At 59.4% G+C, this 16,480-nt stretch carries 18 protein-coding genes and 1 tRNA gene; 7 read left to right on the top strand and 12 right to left on the bottom strand.

All coding sequences use genetic code 11. From position 1 onward, the window contains the following. Positions 1-13: 13 nt before the first annotated feature. From D3P04_RS21715 to mdeB, 7 genes are all read right to left on the bottom strand, one after another. Complete coding sequence (locus tag D3P04_RS21715) at positions 14-1,297, bottom strand: TRAP transporter large permease (protein ID WP_119751972.1); 1,284 nt, start codon at positions 1,295-1,297, stop codon at positions 14-16. Continuing rightward, a complete protein-coding gene (locus D3P04_RS21720) occupies positions 1,298-1,810 on the bottom strand; it encodes a TRAP transporter small permease (protein WP_119751973.1) in 513 nt (170 codons plus the stop codon). It abuts the gene before it with no gap. Continuing rightward, complete coding sequence (dctP, locus tag D3P04_RS21725) at positions 1,794-2,789, bottom strand: TRAP transporter substrate-binding protein DctP (protein ID WP_119751992.1); 996 nt, start codon at positions 2,787-2,789, stop codon at positions 1,794-1,796. The genes D3P04_RS21720 and dctP overlap by 17 nt, the downstream gene beginning before the upstream one ends. Before the next feature lie 97 nt (positions 2,790-2,886). After that, complete coding sequence (locus D3P04_RS21730; protein ID WP_119751974.1) at positions 2,887-3,228, bottom strand: VOC family protein; 342 nt, start codon at positions 3,226-3,228, stop codon at positions 2,887-2,889. A gap of 292 nt (positions 3,229-3,520) precedes the next feature. Beyond that, entirely contained in the window at positions 3,521-5,206 is a 1,686-nt protein-coding gene (lpdA, locus tag D3P04_RS21735; RefSeq protein ID WP_119751975.1) for a dihydrolipoyl dehydrogenase, read from the bottom strand. A 10-nt stretch (positions 5,207-5,216) separates the two neighbouring features. Beyond that, a complete protein-coding gene (locus D3P04_RS21740) occupies positions 5,217-6,488 on the bottom strand; it encodes a 2-oxo acid dehydrogenase subunit E2 (protein ID WP_119751976.1) in 1,272 nt (423 codons plus the stop codon). Between the two features lie 15 nt (positions 6,489-6,503). After that, the gene (gene mdeB / locus D3P04_RS21745) at positions 6,504-9,191 is read right to left on the bottom strand and encodes an alpha-ketoglutarate dehydrogenase (RefSeq protein WP_119751977.1); all 2,688 of its coding nucleotides are present in this window, start codon (positions 9,189-9,191) and stop codon (positions 6,504-6,506) included. Between the two features lie 243 nt (positions 9,192-9,434). Between mdeB and D3P04_RS21750 the strand changes: the two genes are divergently transcribed. Beyond that, on the top strand, positions 9,435-9,986 hold the full coding sequence (locus D3P04_RS21750; protein WP_220475389.1) for an NADPH-dependent FMN reductase: 552 nt from the start codon (positions 9,435-9,437) through the stop codon (positions 9,984-9,986). Here the strand turns inward: D3P04_RS21750 and D3P04_RS21755 are convergent. Further along, complete coding sequence (locus D3P04_RS21755; protein WP_119751978.1) at positions 9,983-10,450, bottom strand: Lrp/AsnC family transcriptional regulator; 468 nt, start codon at positions 10,448-10,450, stop codon at positions 9,983-9,985. The two genes, D3P04_RS21750 and D3P04_RS21755, sit on opposite strands and share 4 nt — an antisense overlap. Before the next feature lie 438 nt (positions 10,451-10,888). Between D3P04_RS21755 and D3P04_RS21760 the strand changes: the two genes are divergently transcribed. Together D3P04_RS21760 and D3P04_RS23190 are read left to right on the top strand one after the other, a co-directional pair. Beyond that, on the top strand, positions 10,889-11,134 hold the full coding sequence (locus D3P04_RS21760) for a fumarylacetoacetate hydrolase family protein (RefSeq protein ID WP_119751979.1): 246 nt from the start codon (positions 10,889-10,891) through the stop codon (positions 11,132-11,134). A gap of 382 nt (positions 11,135-11,516) precedes the next feature. After that, on the top strand, positions 11,517-11,960 hold the full coding sequence (locus D3P04_RS23190; protein ID WP_147391972.1) for a hypothetical protein: 444 nt from the start codon (positions 11,517-11,519) through the stop codon (positions 11,958-11,960). A 46-nt stretch (positions 11,961-12,006) separates the two neighbouring features. Here D3P04_RS23190 and D3P04_RS23195 read toward each other — a convergent pair whose 3' ends face one another. The 3 genes from D3P04_RS23195 to D3P04_RS21775 all read right to left on the bottom strand — a co-directional run bounded on the left by D3P04_RS23195 (position 12,007) and on the right by D3P04_RS21775 (position 12,939). After that, on the bottom strand, positions 12,007-12,216 hold the full coding sequence (locus tag D3P04_RS23195) for a hypothetical protein (RefSeq protein WP_147391973.1): 210 nt from the start codon (positions 12,214-12,216) through the stop codon (positions 12,007-12,009). Between the two features lie 180 nt (positions 12,217-12,396). Then, positions 12,397-12,470: transfer RNA gene (locus tag D3P04_RS21770), tRNA-Gly, on the bottom strand. 46 nt (positions 12,471-12,516) lie between these two features. Beyond that, positions 12,517-12,939, bottom strand: coding sequence for a DUF1489 family protein (locus D3P04_RS21775; RefSeq protein WP_119751981.1), 423 nt, complete (start codon positions 12,937-12,939; stop codon positions 12,517-12,519). A gap of 45 nt (positions 12,940-12,984) precedes the next feature. Between D3P04_RS21775 and D3P04_RS23200 the strand changes: the two genes are divergently transcribed. Continuing rightward, entirely contained in the window at positions 12,985-13,164 is a 180-nt protein-coding gene (locus tag D3P04_RS23200; protein WP_147391974.1) for a hypothetical protein, read from the top strand. Here the strand turns inward: D3P04_RS23200 and tig are convergent. Beyond that, the gene (tig, locus tag D3P04_RS21780) at positions 13,155-14,489 is read right to left on the bottom strand and encodes a trigger factor (RefSeq protein ID WP_119751982.1); all 1,335 of its coding nucleotides are present in this window, start codon (positions 14,487-14,489) and stop codon (positions 13,155-13,157) included. The genes D3P04_RS23200 and tig overlap by 10 nt on opposite strands. A 250-nt stretch (positions 14,490-14,739) precedes the next feature. Between tig and D3P04_RS21785 the strand changes: the two genes are divergently transcribed. From D3P04_RS21785 to D3P04_RS21795, 3 genes are all read left to right on the top strand, one after another. Next, positions 14,740-15,495 (top strand): sulfite exporter TauE/SafE family protein, encoded by a 756-nt coding sequence (locus tag D3P04_RS21785; protein ID WP_119751983.1) that lies wholly within the window; start codon positions 14,740-14,742, stop codon positions 15,493-15,495. Positions 15,496-15,497: 2 nt separating this feature from the next. Continuing rightward, positions 15,498-15,845, top strand: coding sequence for a RidA family protein (locus tag D3P04_RS21790; protein WP_119751984.1), 348 nt, complete (start codon positions 15,498-15,500; stop codon positions 15,843-15,845). 206 nt (positions 15,846-16,051) lie between these two features. Next, positions 16,052-16,480 (top strand): asparaginase domain-containing protein (locus tag D3P04_RS21795; RefSeq protein ID WP_182912965.1); only part of this gene is annotated, 429 nt, incomplete at its 3' end.

Below are 16,480 nucleotides of genomic sequence, written 5' to 3' on the forward strand. Positions count from 1 at the left end.
TAGCCCGACCATTCTACAGAAGGTCGAGCCACCGTGGAATCGCCAGTGACAGGCCCGGCCAGAAGGTCGTGATCAACATCACTGGCAGCGCCACGAAACCCATCAATCCAAGTGCCGGGCCGACGGCCTGCAAAATCGGCACCCGGCAAATCTTGCAGGACAGGAACAGGGTCGGCGCCACCGGAGGGCTGTTCGCTCCGATCACCACCGAACAGGCGACGATCGCCGCGAAATGCACTGGCTCGACTCCATTCGCAACCATCAGTGGCAAAAAGAGAGGCGCGACCACCACGGTCACCGACACGTCGTCCATCAATGCCCCGGCAATGATCAACACCAGATTGACCAGCAGCAACGCCCCGATCGGGCTTCCGACGATCGACTGGATCGCCTCGGTCAGATCCTGGGGGACCCGTTCGAAAGACATGATCCGCGAAATCATGAAGGAAAACAGCAGGATCAAGATAATTGTTCCAGTCGTTTCCGCAGCATTGACGACGCTTTTACCCAGGCTGCTCCAGGTAAACTCGCGATAGATCAGCCCGCCGATCACCAGGGTTGCGACAGCGGCGACGGCGGCGGCCTCGGTCGGGGTGAAAATGCCGCCATAGATACCGCCGAGAATGATCAGGGGAAGCGAAAGCGCCGGAAGCGCCTTGAAGGTCACGCGCGCGAAGCTTTCGGGTTTTTCGTCGGGGATATCCACTTCCTCGAATGCCCGCCCCACAAGGAACCTGTTATAGAGGATCAGTCCGATGATCAGGATAATCGCGGGCCCTATCGTCGCGGCGAAACAGGCTGCCACGGATTGCCGCGTCACCACGGCAAACAGGATCATGGTGATCGAGGGCGGGATAAGTATCCCGAGCAGTGAGGAAACCCCCAGCAAAGCCGCGATCCGTCCGCGCGGGTAGCCGCGCTCGACCAGGGGTTCGGTCATGATCGAACCGATCGAGGCGATGGCCGCCGTCGCCGTGCCGGAGATCGCCCCGAATACGCTTGACGAAAGGACCATGGCCGTTCCCATACCGCCCCGGCCCGTCGCCAGGCGGCTGACAAAGGCGATGATCCGCCGCGCGATGCCGCCCGATTGCATGAGATAACCGGTCAGGATGAACAGGGGCAACGCGACCAGTACGATCGAATTGAGAGACCGGAAGCCCTGCAGCATCAGGGTATCCAGATTGACGTCATAGACCCATGTCAGATAGGCGAGGACCCCGGCGAATGACCATGCGACGGGAAGCCCCAATCCCATCAGGACGATCAGCAGCGGCAGAGCGATCAACCCATACATTCAGTTCCTCCGATATCGGCGGATGGCATCCAGGATATCGCGCAGCCCGTAGCAAAAGCATCCCAGAGCCGCGAGACCGATCGCCAGCTGCGGAATCCAGAGGGGAATCCGCAACGCCGGCGTCATCTGCGGCCGCTGAATCCCCCAGGAGAACATGTGATAGGCCCAGACGATGAAAAAGATCGTGATGATTGTGGTCAGCACCGCAATCAGCAGGTCATGCAAAGCCTTCTTGCGCGGCGAGGTGATATTGCCGGCGATCCAGTCCACGGTCAGATGCTCGCCCTTGCGCGAGGCGATGACGGCGCCGGTCATGTAAAGGGCGACCGCTGACAGCATGATCAGTTCATGCAGGCCCACCACCGACATCCCAAGAAGATACCTGGCCACAACCAGAAAGGCCATCATTCCCGTCAGCACGGCGGCCGAGACCACAGCAAGGAAATCAAGCGCGAACGCGATGATCCCGCCCCGGGCGCCGTTGCGGTCCTTTGCGTCAATGTTCTCCGGCATTGGCCCGGATCGTATCCATGATCTCTGAACCGATCCGCTCTTCCATGAGCGGCCAGACATCGGCGCGAACCTTCTTGGCCATCTCGGCCAGCTCCTCCTCGGATGGTTCGATATAGGTCATGCCGGCTTTCTTGGCCTGTTCGATATAGTATTGGTCGCGTTCCTGCGCCTGTTCGAATGCTTCCTCCATGACGGTCATGGCGGCTTCCTGCACGACCTCCTGATGCTCAGATGGAAGATTTTCCCAGGATCCCGAATTCATGGCGATCACCCCGGTCACGAATTGCATTCTGGTCTGGTTGTAATAGTCGAGCACGTCGCGGAAATACTCGTAATCCCAGTAGATGATATTGGCGCCATCGCCATCGACGACGCCGGTCTGTATCGCGGTGAACACCTCGCTCCAGTCGATCGTCGCCGTCTGGTAGCCAAGCGCCTGAACCGATTCAGCCATCGGGAACATGGCGGGAACCCGGATTTTCAAGCCCGAGGCCTCTTCGGCGGTCATCGCATATTTGCCGCGCGAAGCGATCCCGTTGAAACCTTCCGGCCACGGGCCGAAGAACCTGAGGCCGAGATCGTCATAGATGCCGACCAGTATTTCATTGACCCAGCCGCCGGGTTTGTAGGCCTCGAATGCTTCTTCCCAACCGGTCACCATATAAGGAGTGAAAAGCACGCCGAGGCGTTCGTCATAGGCCGTGATCGGCCAGTTGATCATCATATCCACGTCGCCGGCAATGAAAAGGTCGAAGACCTCTGCCTGACTTCCCAGGTCATTCTGGTAGAAGACATCGACCTGAACCTCGCCCCCGGTGCCCTCTTCGACCAAAGCCGCCCAGCGGTCAAGCGCATCCCCGGACGGAGAACCTTTCGCCCCGGAATCGGTGGCAAGCTTGAGCTGGGTTTCCGCCCAGGCCGGACCCAGCGCCATCATCACCGCCGCAGCCCCCAGCGCCATGATTTTCTTCATAAGCATATCGTCGCCTCCCGTTGGTGACTTGCCGATCGATCCCGGCAGCCGTTTTACGGAAAGATTGGACATAGATGTCCATTGATGTCAATCCGTATCGGGTCTATCGAAACGGGTTCGGTCTTGGCGCCACGCAGATGGCCGGCAAGCGTTTTCCAGGGGCTGGGATCCGGGCCGACATGTACTCCGTCCGGACTACCTCCATTAGGTGAAGAATGCCGCTATGGGTGATTTTGTCGGGATCATCCTTGACGCCGGGCGTGGTCGGAAAGGCGATGCGGTGATTGGCCGTATCATTCGTGGTCCAGGCCGCGCCTTCGAAAGTGAAGTTCGGCGCATGGCCGACGACCGCCTCATACCAGTCGATGATCTCCTGCAGGCGCGTGGTTCTGGGGGTCACGTGATGCAGCACGGGTTTCTGCGCAATGGCTTTCGGTTGCTTCATTTCCGGCTCTTCCGGGCGTAACAGGGACACCCTCGGATGCAAACGGATCATCGCGCAAACCGAGCGGCATCTTTCCGATCTTAATCTGCCATGTCCGGGATGTCCTTATCAGATGGCAAATCAAAGCTCGCGATACGAAAAAATTATCGGGCCTTCAGAATTCCCGAAACGGGAATGCTCGGCCCGCATATCCGGAGTAGCTTGACGATATGAATAGCCGGTGATTTCGCGAAACTTTCGGTAAAATGAATCGCGATTTCTTATCCGTGAGACCGCTTGAACCGCGGGTATGCTAAAGATCAGTCAGGGTGCCCTCGAATGCTTCGGCGGTGAAACCAAGCGTTTCCGACAGGGTCGGATGCGGATGGATGGTCAGGGCCAGATCGGCCGCGTCGGCAGCCATTTCGATGGCCAGCACCGCCTCGGCAAGCAATTCACCCGCATTGGGGCCAGTGATGGCGGCGCCAAGGATTCTGCTGCTGTCCGGATCGAACAGCACCTTGGTCAGCCCTTCGCCGCGGCCCATCGAGAGCGCCCGCCCCGATGCGGCCCATGGGAAACGCTCGACCCTCAGCTCGCGGCCCTGGGTCCTGGCCTGTGCCTCGGTCAGACCGGCCCATGCGATTTCGGGATCGGTATAGGCAACGGAAGGGATCGCCACGGGATCGAAACCCGCCTTGTGCCCGCAGGCGACCTCGGCGGCGATCTTGGCCTCATGCGTGGCCTTATGCGCCAGCATCGGCTGCCCCACCACATCGCCGATGGCGAAGATATGCGGCTGGCTGCTACGCATCTGCGCGTCGACCGGGATGAAGCCCTGATCGGAGACGGTCACCCCCGCCGCCTCGGCCGCCAGTCGTGCGCCATTGAGGCGACGACCCACCGCAACCAGAATGGCATCATATCCGGCCTGCCAGTTGCCTGTCTTGCCCTCGAAGCTGACGGTCAGCGTCTCGCCGGCCTCCACGGCGCGCATATTGGTTTCCAGATGCACGGCGTCATAGCGAGCCGAAATGCGCGACATCAGCGGCTTGACGATATCCTTGTCGGCGCCGGGAATGATCTGGTCCAGCCGTTCGGCGATGGTGATGCGCGACCCCAGCGCATGATAGACCTGTGCCATCTCCAGCCCGATGATGCCGCCGCCCAGCACCAGCAGACGTTGTGGCACCTGTTTCAGTTCAAGCGCGCCGGTGCTGTCGATAATGCGCGGATCGTCGGGCAGGAAGGGCAGCCGGACCGGACTGGAGCCCGCCGCGATGATCGCCTGATCAAAGCGGATCCGGCGCGAACCGTCCGGAGTCTCCACCTCGACCTCATGAGGACCGGTGAAGCGGGCCATGCCCTGCACGATCGTGACCTTGCGCCGCCGCGCCAGTCCCGCAAGACCGCCGGTCAGCTTGCCCACCACCTGATCTTTCCAGTCCCGTACCGCACCGAGATCGATTTGTGGCGGACCGAAACGGACTCCATGCGCGGCACCTTCGGCGGCGTCGCCAATCAGTTTCGCAACATGCAGAAGCGCCTTTGACGGAATGCAGCCGATATTCAGGCAGACCCCGCCAAGTGTCGGGCGCGCGTCGATCAGCGTCACCTTCCGACCCAGATCAGCGGCGCGAAAAGCCGCCGTATAGCCGCCCGGACCCGCGCCAATGACCAGAAGTTCGGCGTGAGCCTGCGGGGAAGGTCGCAACGAAGCAACCTGCGCTGTCTCTGCGGGCGGAACTGTCGTGCCGGATTCGGCATCGGTCTCCACCCGCATGACCAACGCCCCGGCAGCGACGCGATCACCTTCGGCCACCAGCAACTCGACCACTTTTCCGGCATATGGGGCGGGAATGTCCATCGTCGCCTTATCGCTTTCCAGCGTCATGACGGTGTCTTCAGCGGCAATGTGATCGCCGGGCCGCAGGTTGATTTCGACGATGGCGACATCCTTGAGATCGCCGATATCGGGGATATGGATTTCCTTGATCATCGGGCGCGGCTTACAGGCTGATACGGCGGAAATCGGTCAGCACGTCCCTGACGAAACCAAGGAAATACGCTGCCGCAACGCCGTCCACGGCACGATGGTCCCAGGAAAGGGACAGGGGCTGGATCAGGCGCGGCTGAAAGCTCTGCCCGTCCCATACCGCCTTGATCGCGGACCGGGTCATGCCAAGGATCGCAACTTCGGGCGCGTTGATGATGGGGGTGAAATTCGTGCCGCCGATCCCGCCAAGCGACGAGATGGTGAACGTGGCCCCCTGCATATCGGCGGGCTTCAGCCGCCCGGCGCGGGCATCGGCGGCCAGTTCGGCCATTTCGGCTGCGATTTCGCGCAGCCCCTTGCGATCGGCGTCCTTGACCACCGGCACGACCAGCCCTTCCGGCGTGTCGGCGGCAACCCCGATATTCCAGTATTTCTTCAGAACCATCTCACCGCCATCCAGCGAAGAATTGAATGCGGGATAGGCTTTCAGTGCAGCAACAGCAGCCTTGACCACAAAAGGCAGGATCGACAGCCTGGCCGCATCCCTGTCGGCATTGGCTTGCTTGCGGAACGCTTCAAGCTCGGTCACATCGGCTTCGTCAAAATTGGTGACATGCGGAATGACGATGGCGTTGCGCGCCAGTGCAGGACCCGAGATGCGCAGGATCCGGGACAGCGGCTTACGTTCCACCTCGCCGAATTTGGCGAAATCGACGCGCGGCCAATCGGGCAGGCCCAGCCCGATGCCCGGACCGGACGCGGCCATAGGGGCCTGCAACGCGGCCTTGACGAAACCCTGCACGTCCTCGCGGGTGATCCGGCCCTTGGGTCCGCTGCCGGTGACTTGCGCCAGATCGACCCCCAACTCGCGGGCGAATTTGCGGATCGAGGGCGAGGCATGGGGCGGCAGCCCGTCCGCCGGGGTCAGAACCGCGGGCGATGGGGCAGCCGGCGGGATCGCCCCCGCAACGGGCGGTACGGGTTCTGCCACCCTCACGGGCGCGGCGCGGTCGTGCTTGGCGTCCGAGATGTCCTCTGCCGTCTCATCGGTCTCGATTTCGGCCAGCAGAGAGCCTTCGCTGACCTTGTCGCCCATGCCGACATGCAGCGCCGTGATACGGCCCGCCACCTCGGCCGGGACATCCAGCGTGGCCTTATCGGATTCGACCACCACAATCGTATCGCCCGTACCGATCACATCGCCGACGGAAATCGGAATCTCGACTATCGGGACATCGCTGAAATCGCCCAGATCCGGAACCGCGATCTTCACAAATTTGCTCATTTCGATCCGGCTCCTTCAGACAGTCCAGGGCGCAGGAGCGTCGGGATCGGCATCCAGCTCCGCAATCGCATCCAGCAGCAGTTTCCGTTCGGCATGCCCCTCACGGACCAGCGCTTCGATGGCGGCCAGCGCGATGCTTTGCGCGTCCACCTCGAAGAAGGCGCGGAGCGCGGTGCGGGTATCGCTGCGTCCGAACCCGTCAGTGCCAAGCGCCACGAAACGCGCGTCCAGATACGGCGCGATCATCTGCGGCAGGGCGCGGACATAATCGGTGGCTGCGATCACCGGCATTCGTCCCGTCAGCAACCTTGCGGCATGACCGGTTTCCGGCGGTTCGGCGGCAGATAGCCGGTTACGGCGTTCCACCTCACGCGCGTCGCGGGCCAGTTCGGTGAAGCTGGTGGCGCTGTAGATATCGCTTGCGACGCCGAAACGATCCGCCAGCAGATCGGCAGCGGCGATCACCTGCTGAAGAATCGTGCCCGAGCCCAGCAGCCGGACCCGGATCCCCGACCCCGCATCACCCCGGCTGTCCAGCTTGTAAAGACCCTTGACGATATCCGCCTGCGTTCCCGATTGCAGCGAAGGCTGGGCGTAATTCTCGTTCATCACGGTGATGTAATAGAACTCGTCCACCTGCTCCTGCATCATCCGGCGCATCCCGTGATCGATGATCACCGCCAACTCACCCGCGAAGGCCGGATCATAGGTGCGGCAATTCGGGATGGTCGAGGCGATCAGGGGACTGGTGCCGTCCTGATGCTGCAAACCTTCACCTGACAGAGTCGTGCGCCCTGCGGTCGCGCCCAACAGGAAGCCACGCGCCCGCTGGTCGGCAGCGGCCCAGATCAGATCGCCGATCCGCTGGAAGCCGAACATCGAGTAATAGATGTAGAACGGCAGCACTGGAGTGCCATGCACACTGTAGGAGGTCGCCGCAGCGGCCCAGCTGGAGATCGCCCCCGCCTCGGTGATTCCCTCTTCCAACAGCTGGCCGTCCTTGGCTTCCTTGTAGAACATCATCGAACCGGCATCTTCGGGTTCGTAAAGCTGCCCCTTGGGCGCATAGATGCCGACCTGCCGGAACAGGTTGTCCATCCCGAATGTACGCGCCTCGTCCGCGACGATCGGCACGATGCGCGGACCAAAGCCCTTGTCCTTCAAGAGACCGCCCATCATCCGCACGGCGGCCATGGTGGTCGACATCTCTTTGCCTTCGGCGGCCAGCGCGAATTTGCCATAGCTGTCCAGCGCCGGGACGGGGATGCAGTCCTTTTCCGCCTTGCCCGCCAGGCGCAGGGGCATCGCGCCGCCCAGAGCCGCGCGACGATCGCGAAGATAGGCCATCTCGGGGCTGTCCTCGGCCGGGCGGTAGAATTTCAGCCCTTCCAGATCGGCCTCGGATAACGGCAGGCCGAACCGATCCCGGAAGGCGACCAGCGCCTCCATATCCAGCTTCTTGGACTGATGCGCGGTCATGCGGCTTTCGCCGGCATTGCCCATGCCATAGCCCTTCTTGGTCTTGGCGAGGATCACAGTCGGACGCCCCTTGTGGGCCTTGGCAGCGGCGAAGGCGGCATGAAGCTTGCGAAAATCATGGCCGCCGCGTTTCAGGGCATGAATCTCGGCGTCGGTCATATGGGCGACCAGATCGCGGGCGGCGGGATCGGTGTCGAAGAACTTCGCGCGGTTATAATCGCCATCCTTGCTGCCCAGATCCTGATACTGCCCATCCACCGTCTCGGCAAAGCGGCGCAGCAGCACCAGATCCTTGTCGCGGGCGAACAGACCGTCCCATTCCGAACCCCACAGCACCTTGATGACATTCCAGCCCGCACCGATAAACAGGCTTTCCAGCTCCTGGATGATCTGGCCATTCCCGCGCACAGGGCCATCCAGTCGTTGCAGGTTGCAGTTGATGATGAAGGTCAGATTGTCGAGATTTTCACGCGCCGCCAATGTCAGCCCGGCAATGGATTCCGGCTCGTCCATTTCTCCATCGCCGAACACACCCCAGACGTGACGCCCCGCGGTGCTGGCCAGCCCGCGCCCTTCCAGATAACGCATGTAGCGCGCCTGATAGACCGCACTGATGGGCCCGATTCCCATCGAGCCGGTCGGGAACTGCCAGAAATCCGGCATCAGCCAGGGATGCGGATAGGAACACAGCCCGTTCCCTTTGACCTCTTGCCGGTAATTGGCCAGTTGCGCCTCGCTGAGGCGACCTTCCAGATAGGCGCGGGCATAGACGCCAGGGGCGGAATGGGGCTGGAAATAGACCAGATCTCCACCGAATTCATCGGTCCGGGCGCGGAAGAAGTGATTGAACCCGGTCTCGAAAATCTCGGCCGCGCTGGCAAAGCTGGCGATATGACCGCCCAGTTCACCATAGGCGCGATTCGCACGCACGACCATGGCCAGCGCGTTCCAGCGGATAATCGAGGTAATACGCTCCTCCATCTCCAGATCGCCGGGATAGCTGCCCTGCTGCGCAACCGGAATCGTATTGCGATAGGCGGAATAAGGCTGACCGTTCAGAAAGACCCCGCTGCGGCGCGCCACATCCTCGAGCTGCCGCAACAGGAATTGCGCCCGCACACTGCCGGAATTGGCCGCCACCGAGGTAATAGCTTCGATCCATTCCTGCGTTTCGACCGGATCGGAATCGGCGATTTCCATCCCGCGAGGCTGCAATTGCGTCATGATGATTTTCCCAACATACTTTGGCGCAGACTCTAGGACGACGCTCACCGAATATGCTGCCAAAGCCGTAGAGGAATGCGGGAAAGTTTGATAAAAAATGCCCGTAAATGAAGTTTTTCCAGCATATAATGCTTTAATAAACTGAAAATTACAGTCATATTGATTGTATTTTCATCATCTGACGGAATTTATCTGTTCTGGCTTATATCTGTTTCATCCATCACCCGCAAAAAAGGACTGCCCGTGGCCCAGAAAACCATTGCCATGCTGGTCGCCAGCCTTCGCAAGGAATCGATCAACCTGAAGCTTGCCAAAGCGATTGAGCTTTACGCGCCGCAATCGCTACGCTTCGATTATATCCGCATGGATGACATGCCCTATTACAACGGCGATCTTGAAGGCCAACGGCCCGAAAGCGTGCAACGTTTTACAGACAGCATAAGAGCTGCGGACGGCGTGTGCTGCGTCACGCCGGAATACAACCGCTCTATCCCTGCCCTGCTAAAGAACGCCATCGACTGGGGATCAAAACCGTCCGCCGATAATGTTTGGCACAACAAGGTTCTGGCGATGACCGGCGCTTCTCCCGGAGGCATCGGCACCGCCGTCGCGCAGCAGCATCTGCGGCAGATACTGGCGATTCTGGGTTGCATCGTCATGCCGGGCGAAGCCTATATCAGCTTCAAGACACCCGACATGATCCAGCCCGACGGCAGCATCGCCGACGAAAGCGTGCGCGAGTTCATCACCGCCTTCGGCGCACGCTTCACGGAGCTGATCGAGCGAATGAGCTAAACCGGAAGCGCCGTCTTGTACTTCACCTGCTTCAAGGCAAAACTGGAGCGGATGTTGGACACCCCCGGGATGGTTGTCAGTTCCTTGACGATAAACCGCTCCAGCGCCTGAATGTCGGTAACGATCAGGCGCACCAGATAGTCGCTGTCGCCGGTCATCAGATAACATTCCATCACTTCGGGAAAGGAATTCATTTTCTGCTCGAAGGTCTGCAACGCGCGTTCGACCTGCTTTTCCAGGGTGACCTGAATGAACACGCTAATCGACAGCTCGAGGGCTCCGGGGTCAAGCAGAGCAACATAACCGCGGATAAAACCGTCCTTTTCCAGCTGCTTCACCCGACTGAGGCAAGGCGAGGGCGACAGCCCCACCCGCGCGGACAGTTCAACATTGGTCAGCTTGCTGTCTTTCTGCAGCTGATTGAGGATACGACGATCCATAGCATCAAGCGCATGACGCGGCATAACAAGCTCCTATCCTTAAAATATTCCGTATGTTCTGCCGATATATTGACCTTTCCTGTCATTATTCGCAAAAAATTTTGCTGATACCGCATAAAAACAAGGCTGTCTCGATCAGAGCGATGCCCGAAACGATCAACATGGCCGGTTTCGCATCGCTACATCGGCGCACAACACCATTAAGTTACACGTGCCGCCGACCATGGAGATATGAACACCTGCCACAATGTGCCACTGGCGGCATAAACATCATCTCTGGAAAAGGACTGCCCATGCCATTGGCAGCTTATTCAACCAAAGGCGAGATCCGCATGGGCAAGATTTTCGGCGAGCGGCTGATCGACATCCCGAGCCTCGCTCCGGATTTCCCGAAGACGATCAAGGAATTCCTGGAAGCCGGAGAATCCGCACGGGAGGTCTTCGACCGCATCTTGGAAAGCGATGGCACCCCCCATTCCACGACGCGATGTCACGCCGCACGCGCCGATTCCCGATCCCGAGAAATATCTGGCGATCGGATTGAATTACGCCGATCACGGCGCCGAAGCGAGCAAGCCGGGCATGGAGACGCCGGAATATCAAATCTGGTTCAACGGGCAGGCATCCTGCATCATCGGCCCTTACAGCGATATCGTGGCCCCTGAAGTCTCGGACAAGATGGATGACGAGGATGAACTGGTGGTATGAAACAGAAGCTTCGGACATCCAGGCAAATATTCGCTCCAATACCCGTTTGAGTGCGTATAGTTCGCGTATCTCTTCGGTTCATGCTGGACATGCCGAACTTCGGTATTGTGTCATGGACGCGGGCATCGGCGGCGCCATCGATATTTTGCAGCGCCATCCCTCGATCGCGCGGCCGGCGAGGTCGTCAGTTATGTGAGGCCGTCCTCTTTCCCGACTGTTGATTTTCTCACCGTGTTCCCGAAGTTGAAGTTAGCGGACGGCACTACGCTTGGCATCTATCAGTCACCGTATTTGCCCTTTGACCAAAGATTACGCCCGCCGTTCCGTCTGCCAACAAGTTCGGAACCGCATGATCTATCACTGCCCAACGGACAGGATGCTGATGACCGTTGATTACGGCGGATGCCGCCGTCGCATGCTGTATCGGGCATGTACCCTCATGATTGAATGCGTGATCCGAGCCCATAGATTGACGTGCCACTCGCTGATTGAGCGGATTATCACCGGTGCGCGTAACCGTCATTTGACCGTTATCGCCTTTTGTAGTCACTCGATCCCATCGCTAATCAGGCAAGGAATTCAAAGCATGACGATCCAAAGAGATAGAAATCGTCTTCGTCAAGTGAAAATCAAAATGGCCGTTAAGCGCGAAGATATAGCGCGTCTGCGAAAAGAAATCGCAGAACTTAACGCCGAAGCCAATGAACTCAACGGTAGGCTTGCCTCGGCACAGACACCCCAAAAGCCAGAGTCAGAGATCTCCACCGGTACTGAGAGTATATTTTCAGGCTCGAATATATTTGCTGCTCGAAATGGCAGCTTTTGAAGCGCATTCACGCGTAACCTGGCAGCCCCGCTTCGGCGGGGCTTTTTCACTGGCAGATCTCTGATGACAGCTTTCCCAGCGCCGCGATCGTGGGGTCATAGGTGACTTTCGCCTTCACGAACTTTGCTCGCTGGCCGCGATGGAACGCCAGCCGTCTGGACAGCTCTGCGACTGGATAGGTGCCCGTCCATTGCTCGTCGTTCAGAGTGATTGCCCTGTCATGTGCCGTTTTTATGCGGCGGTCATGGTGTGCCATGGTCGGATTAACGACAACTCGGATGACGGGACAGAATCAGGAACATTCTTTAGGACTCGTTGAGGTTATCAGTCCCAAAGCGTCCAAAACTGGCCAAATGTTCCGAGCTAACCACATTACCGCCACAACGCAGCGTAGCTTGAAAACCGTATCGGATCAGAATGTTCTGAGAAAAATGATTGGAGCGGGTGAAGGGAATCGAACCCTCGTCGTAAGCTTGGGAAGCTTCTGCTCTACCATTGAGCTACACCCGCATAATGTCCGATTATCCGCAGTGCGCAGCCACGTCAAGCTACAGGATCAGACCAGCCCCATCTGGACCAGCGCCGCCGCCATTTCCGCAGGCAGAGCGTCATCCGACTGCCGCCCTTCAGGAAGATCGGGCGGTGCATCTTCCGCCTTGAGATAGCGCCATCCCTGAAACGGCCGCCGCGGCACGGCACTGACCCGGACAATATCGCGATCCAGAATCAATGCGCATCGGCGGATACCGTCTTCACCGAAACGCTCTTCGAAGCGCAGCAACCGCTGCCGCGCCAGCATGACGCCCTTGAACACCCAGTAAAGCGATCCGCCATCAAGCAGCTCGCGTTCTTTCGTGGGCCACATGCGGGTGACATGAACGGCGGGCTCGTCGCCATAGCGCATTTGCTGCCACTGGGTGAGGGCATCCGGCCCTTCCGAGCCAACGCAAAGTTTCATCAGGTGAACGGTCGCGGTCATCGTTAAAGAATAATTACCGCATGGCCTGACGGCAAGCGGCGAAGCATGGGTTTACCGATCGAAGCAATTTGCCCGCTCAAGCAACCCCAATGTCCCGAATACAGTCCTTACACGGCAACAACGGGCAGGCAGCTTGGCGACAACCCATTAAAATTCATGAAAAAAGCCGTGATCGCGTGGATCACGGCTTTCGCAACAGGCTATCGCCCGACCGGTTATAGCTGATCCAGCGACTCGACAGCTTTTTCCAGCTCTTCTTTCGAGATCTTCTTCTCGGTCACCTTGGCGTTCTCGGCGATGTGATCAACCACCTTGTCCTCGAAAATCGGGGCGCGCAATTGTTGCTGCGCAGCCTGATTTTGCTGAATGAACTCGAAGAAGGCACGCTCCTGCCCCGGATACTGGCGCGCGGCCTGCATGACAGCCTGCGTCATTTCCTGATCGGTCACGGTCACTTCGGCCTTCTGTCCGATCTCGGCCAGCAGCAGCCCCAAACGCACCCGGCGCTCGGCCAGTTTCTTGTGTTCGTCGGTGGCTTCAATCTTGCCGTGGTCATGACCGTGTTCATCGGGATGCTCTTCATGCCACAACTGATGCGCAATCTGATCCGTCTCGGCCTCGACCAGCGATTCGGGCAATTCGAACTTCACCTGCTCGTCCAGCTGATCCAGGAGGGACCGCTTCAGAACAGCCCGGGCAGCACCGGCATATTCCTGTTCCAGACGCTCACTGATCTGCTTTTTCAGTGCTTCCAGATCGTCAGAGCCGAATTTCTTTGCCAGTTCGTCATCCACCTCGGCGGGTTTCGGCGCTTTCACGGCCTTTACCTTGCATTCAAAGACAGCGTCTTTGCCGGCAAGATGTTCGGCGCCGTATTCTTCCGGGAATTTGACCTCGACCTTGATCTCATCATCGGCTTTCACGCCGACAAGCTGATCCTCGAAACCGGGGATGAAGCTGTTCGAGCCCAGAACCAGAGGGTAATCCTCGGCTTCGCCACCTTCGAAAGCCTCGCCATCGACGAAGCCCTTGAAGTCGATCACGACCTGATCGCCGTCCTTGGCTTTGCTGCCTTTGCGCCGGTCACTGAAATCCTGAGCGGATTTCGCAAGATTTTCCAGCGCTTCGTTGATCGCAGCTTCCTCGGCGGGAACGGTCAGGCGCTCAAGCGACAGCTTGCCCAGATCAACCTGGGGAATTTCCGGAAGCGCCTCGTACGAGACGTTGACGACGATATCATCGCCCTCTTTCCAGTCATCGCCATTGTCCATTTCGACTTTCGGCTGCGCGGCGGGACGATCACCCGATTTTTCCAGATGCTCACGCAGCGCGCCGTCGATCGCTTCCTGCATGGCATCGCCCATGACGCGGGGACCGAATTGCTTCTTCAGCATGGCCAGCGGAACCTTGCCCTTGCGAAAGCCCTTCATCTCGACCTCGGGCTGCGCCTCTTTCAGCTTCGCGTCAACCGTGGCTGCCAGCTCTGCTGCGGGCAGCGTGAACTGATAGCCGCGCTTCAGACCGTCGTTAAGGGTTTCCTTGACCTGCATTATCATCCTCATAGAAAGAAGGGCCACCGACGCGACGGCGGCCTGAAAATTTCCGCCCTTCTAGTCGTCGTGGCCGGGCTGTGCAAGGGAAATGCGGTGCGGGAGACAATGCATTTTACCTGTTTCGCCCCGGCCGGTTTACCATTGCATCCCAAGGCGGTTCCGCGCAAGAGCAGCCGGATAACGATGACGGCCCGGCACAGAATCCATATGGACTCCTCACGCCGTCGCTCTGCGTGGGAATTGTCGAATGCTGGATTTCGCCCTGCTGTTCATCGCAGGAATCATCGCCGGGATCATGAATGCGGTCGCCGGCGGAGGCACCTTCGTCTCGTTCCCCGCCCTTGTCTTTACCGGTGTGCCGCCTGTCATCGCCAATGCCACCTCGACCGTGGCGGCCCTGCCCGGTTATCTGACCGCCGCAATCGGATTCCGGCGCGACATCGCCGCAGCGACCGATCTGCCGTTCATCAAACTCACGATCTGGACGGCGGCCGGTGGCGCTGCTGGCTCGGGGCTTCTATTGATCAGTTCGAATCAGGCATTTTCGCTGCTGGTACCGTTTCTGCTGCTGCTTGCGACGATGGTGTTCTACTGGTCGGGGCCCGTGCGGCGGTTCGCTTCGCGCTGGCGGCAGGCAGTCGCGCCTTTCAGTCTGGGAACCCTGCTGCCCGTGGCCATCTATGGCGGCTACTTCAACGGTGGGCTGGGCATCGTCCTGCTGGCACTGTTCACGATGTGGGGCATGACCGATCTGCATCAGATGAACGGGCTGAAAAGCTGGCTCAGTTTCGCGCTGTCGATCATCGCATTCGCGATTTTCGCTGTCGCCGGCAAGATCCTCTGGATATCTGCCGCGATCATGGCGGCCGGCACGGTCATCGGCGGGTTTACCGGCCCGATCATCGCAAGACGCATGCCCTTGCCGCTATTGCGCTTGCTGATCGCTGTTGTAGGTTTCGGCATGAGTGCCATATTTTTCTGGCGCCTTATCAAAGGAGTATAAAAATGAGTGAAATCAAGCGCATCGAAGGCGGTCAACGGATGTCACAGGCCGTGGTTGCCAATGGCACGATATGGCTGGCCGGTCAGGTATCCCAGCCCGGCAAATCCGTGACCGAGCAGACCCAGGGGATTCTGGCGCAGATCGACACGCTGCTGAAGAAGGCGGGCGCCGACAAGACGCGGATCACCTATGCGCAGATCTGGCTGGCCGACATGGCCGATTTCAACGAGATGAACGCAGTCTGGGATGCCTGGGTGCCGCAGGGCCATACTCCCGCACGGGCAGCGGGCGAAGCAAAGCTGGCGACGCCGGATTACCGGGTCGAAATCATCGTCACTGCGGTCCTGTGACGAACCTGCCCTGACCGAAGGGCCGGCCTGATGACCTCTGAAGCGCATAATCACTGCGCTTCAGAAATGTCTGGTTCTTCCGGCATGCGCAATCAAGATCATCCGAGGCCCGCCGCGCAGAGTTCGACGGTCGCCATATGCGTCGAACAATCGGTGATGAAATTCGGGCAGGTGCGGTTATGTCGGGGACATGCAGGTAGGATGAGATGACAGAGATACTGGTTCTGCATACCGGAGGAACGATCGGCATGGCCCCCGGCCCTGACGGTCTGGCTCCGGCGGATGGGGTGGTCGAAGCCGCGGTTCAGAAGCTGCTGCCCGACGCCACCCACGCGGTCGTCCACACCTTTCGCCCCCTTGTGGACAGCGCTGAAATCGGGCCGGACCATTGGAACCGGATGATCGAGACCATCGCCGGGTTTCGCGGCAGCGGCGTCGTGATCACCCATGGAACAGACACGATGGCATTCACCGGGGCCGCCCTTTGTCAGGCGCTGGCGGGGATTGGGATACCCGTCGTGCTTTGCGGCTCGATGCAGCCCCTGAATAGTGGCGGCGATGCAGAAGCCAATCTCGCACTCGCGCTTGAGGCGGCGCAGTGGAAAGCGGCTGGGGTCTGGCTTGCATTTGCAGGC

The sequence above is a fragment of the Paracoccus onubensis genome, from assembly GCF_003591515.1.
Classification (GTDB): domain Bacteria; phylum Pseudomonadota; class Alphaproteobacteria; order Rhodobacterales; family Rhodobacteraceae; genus Paracoccus; species Paracoccus onubensis.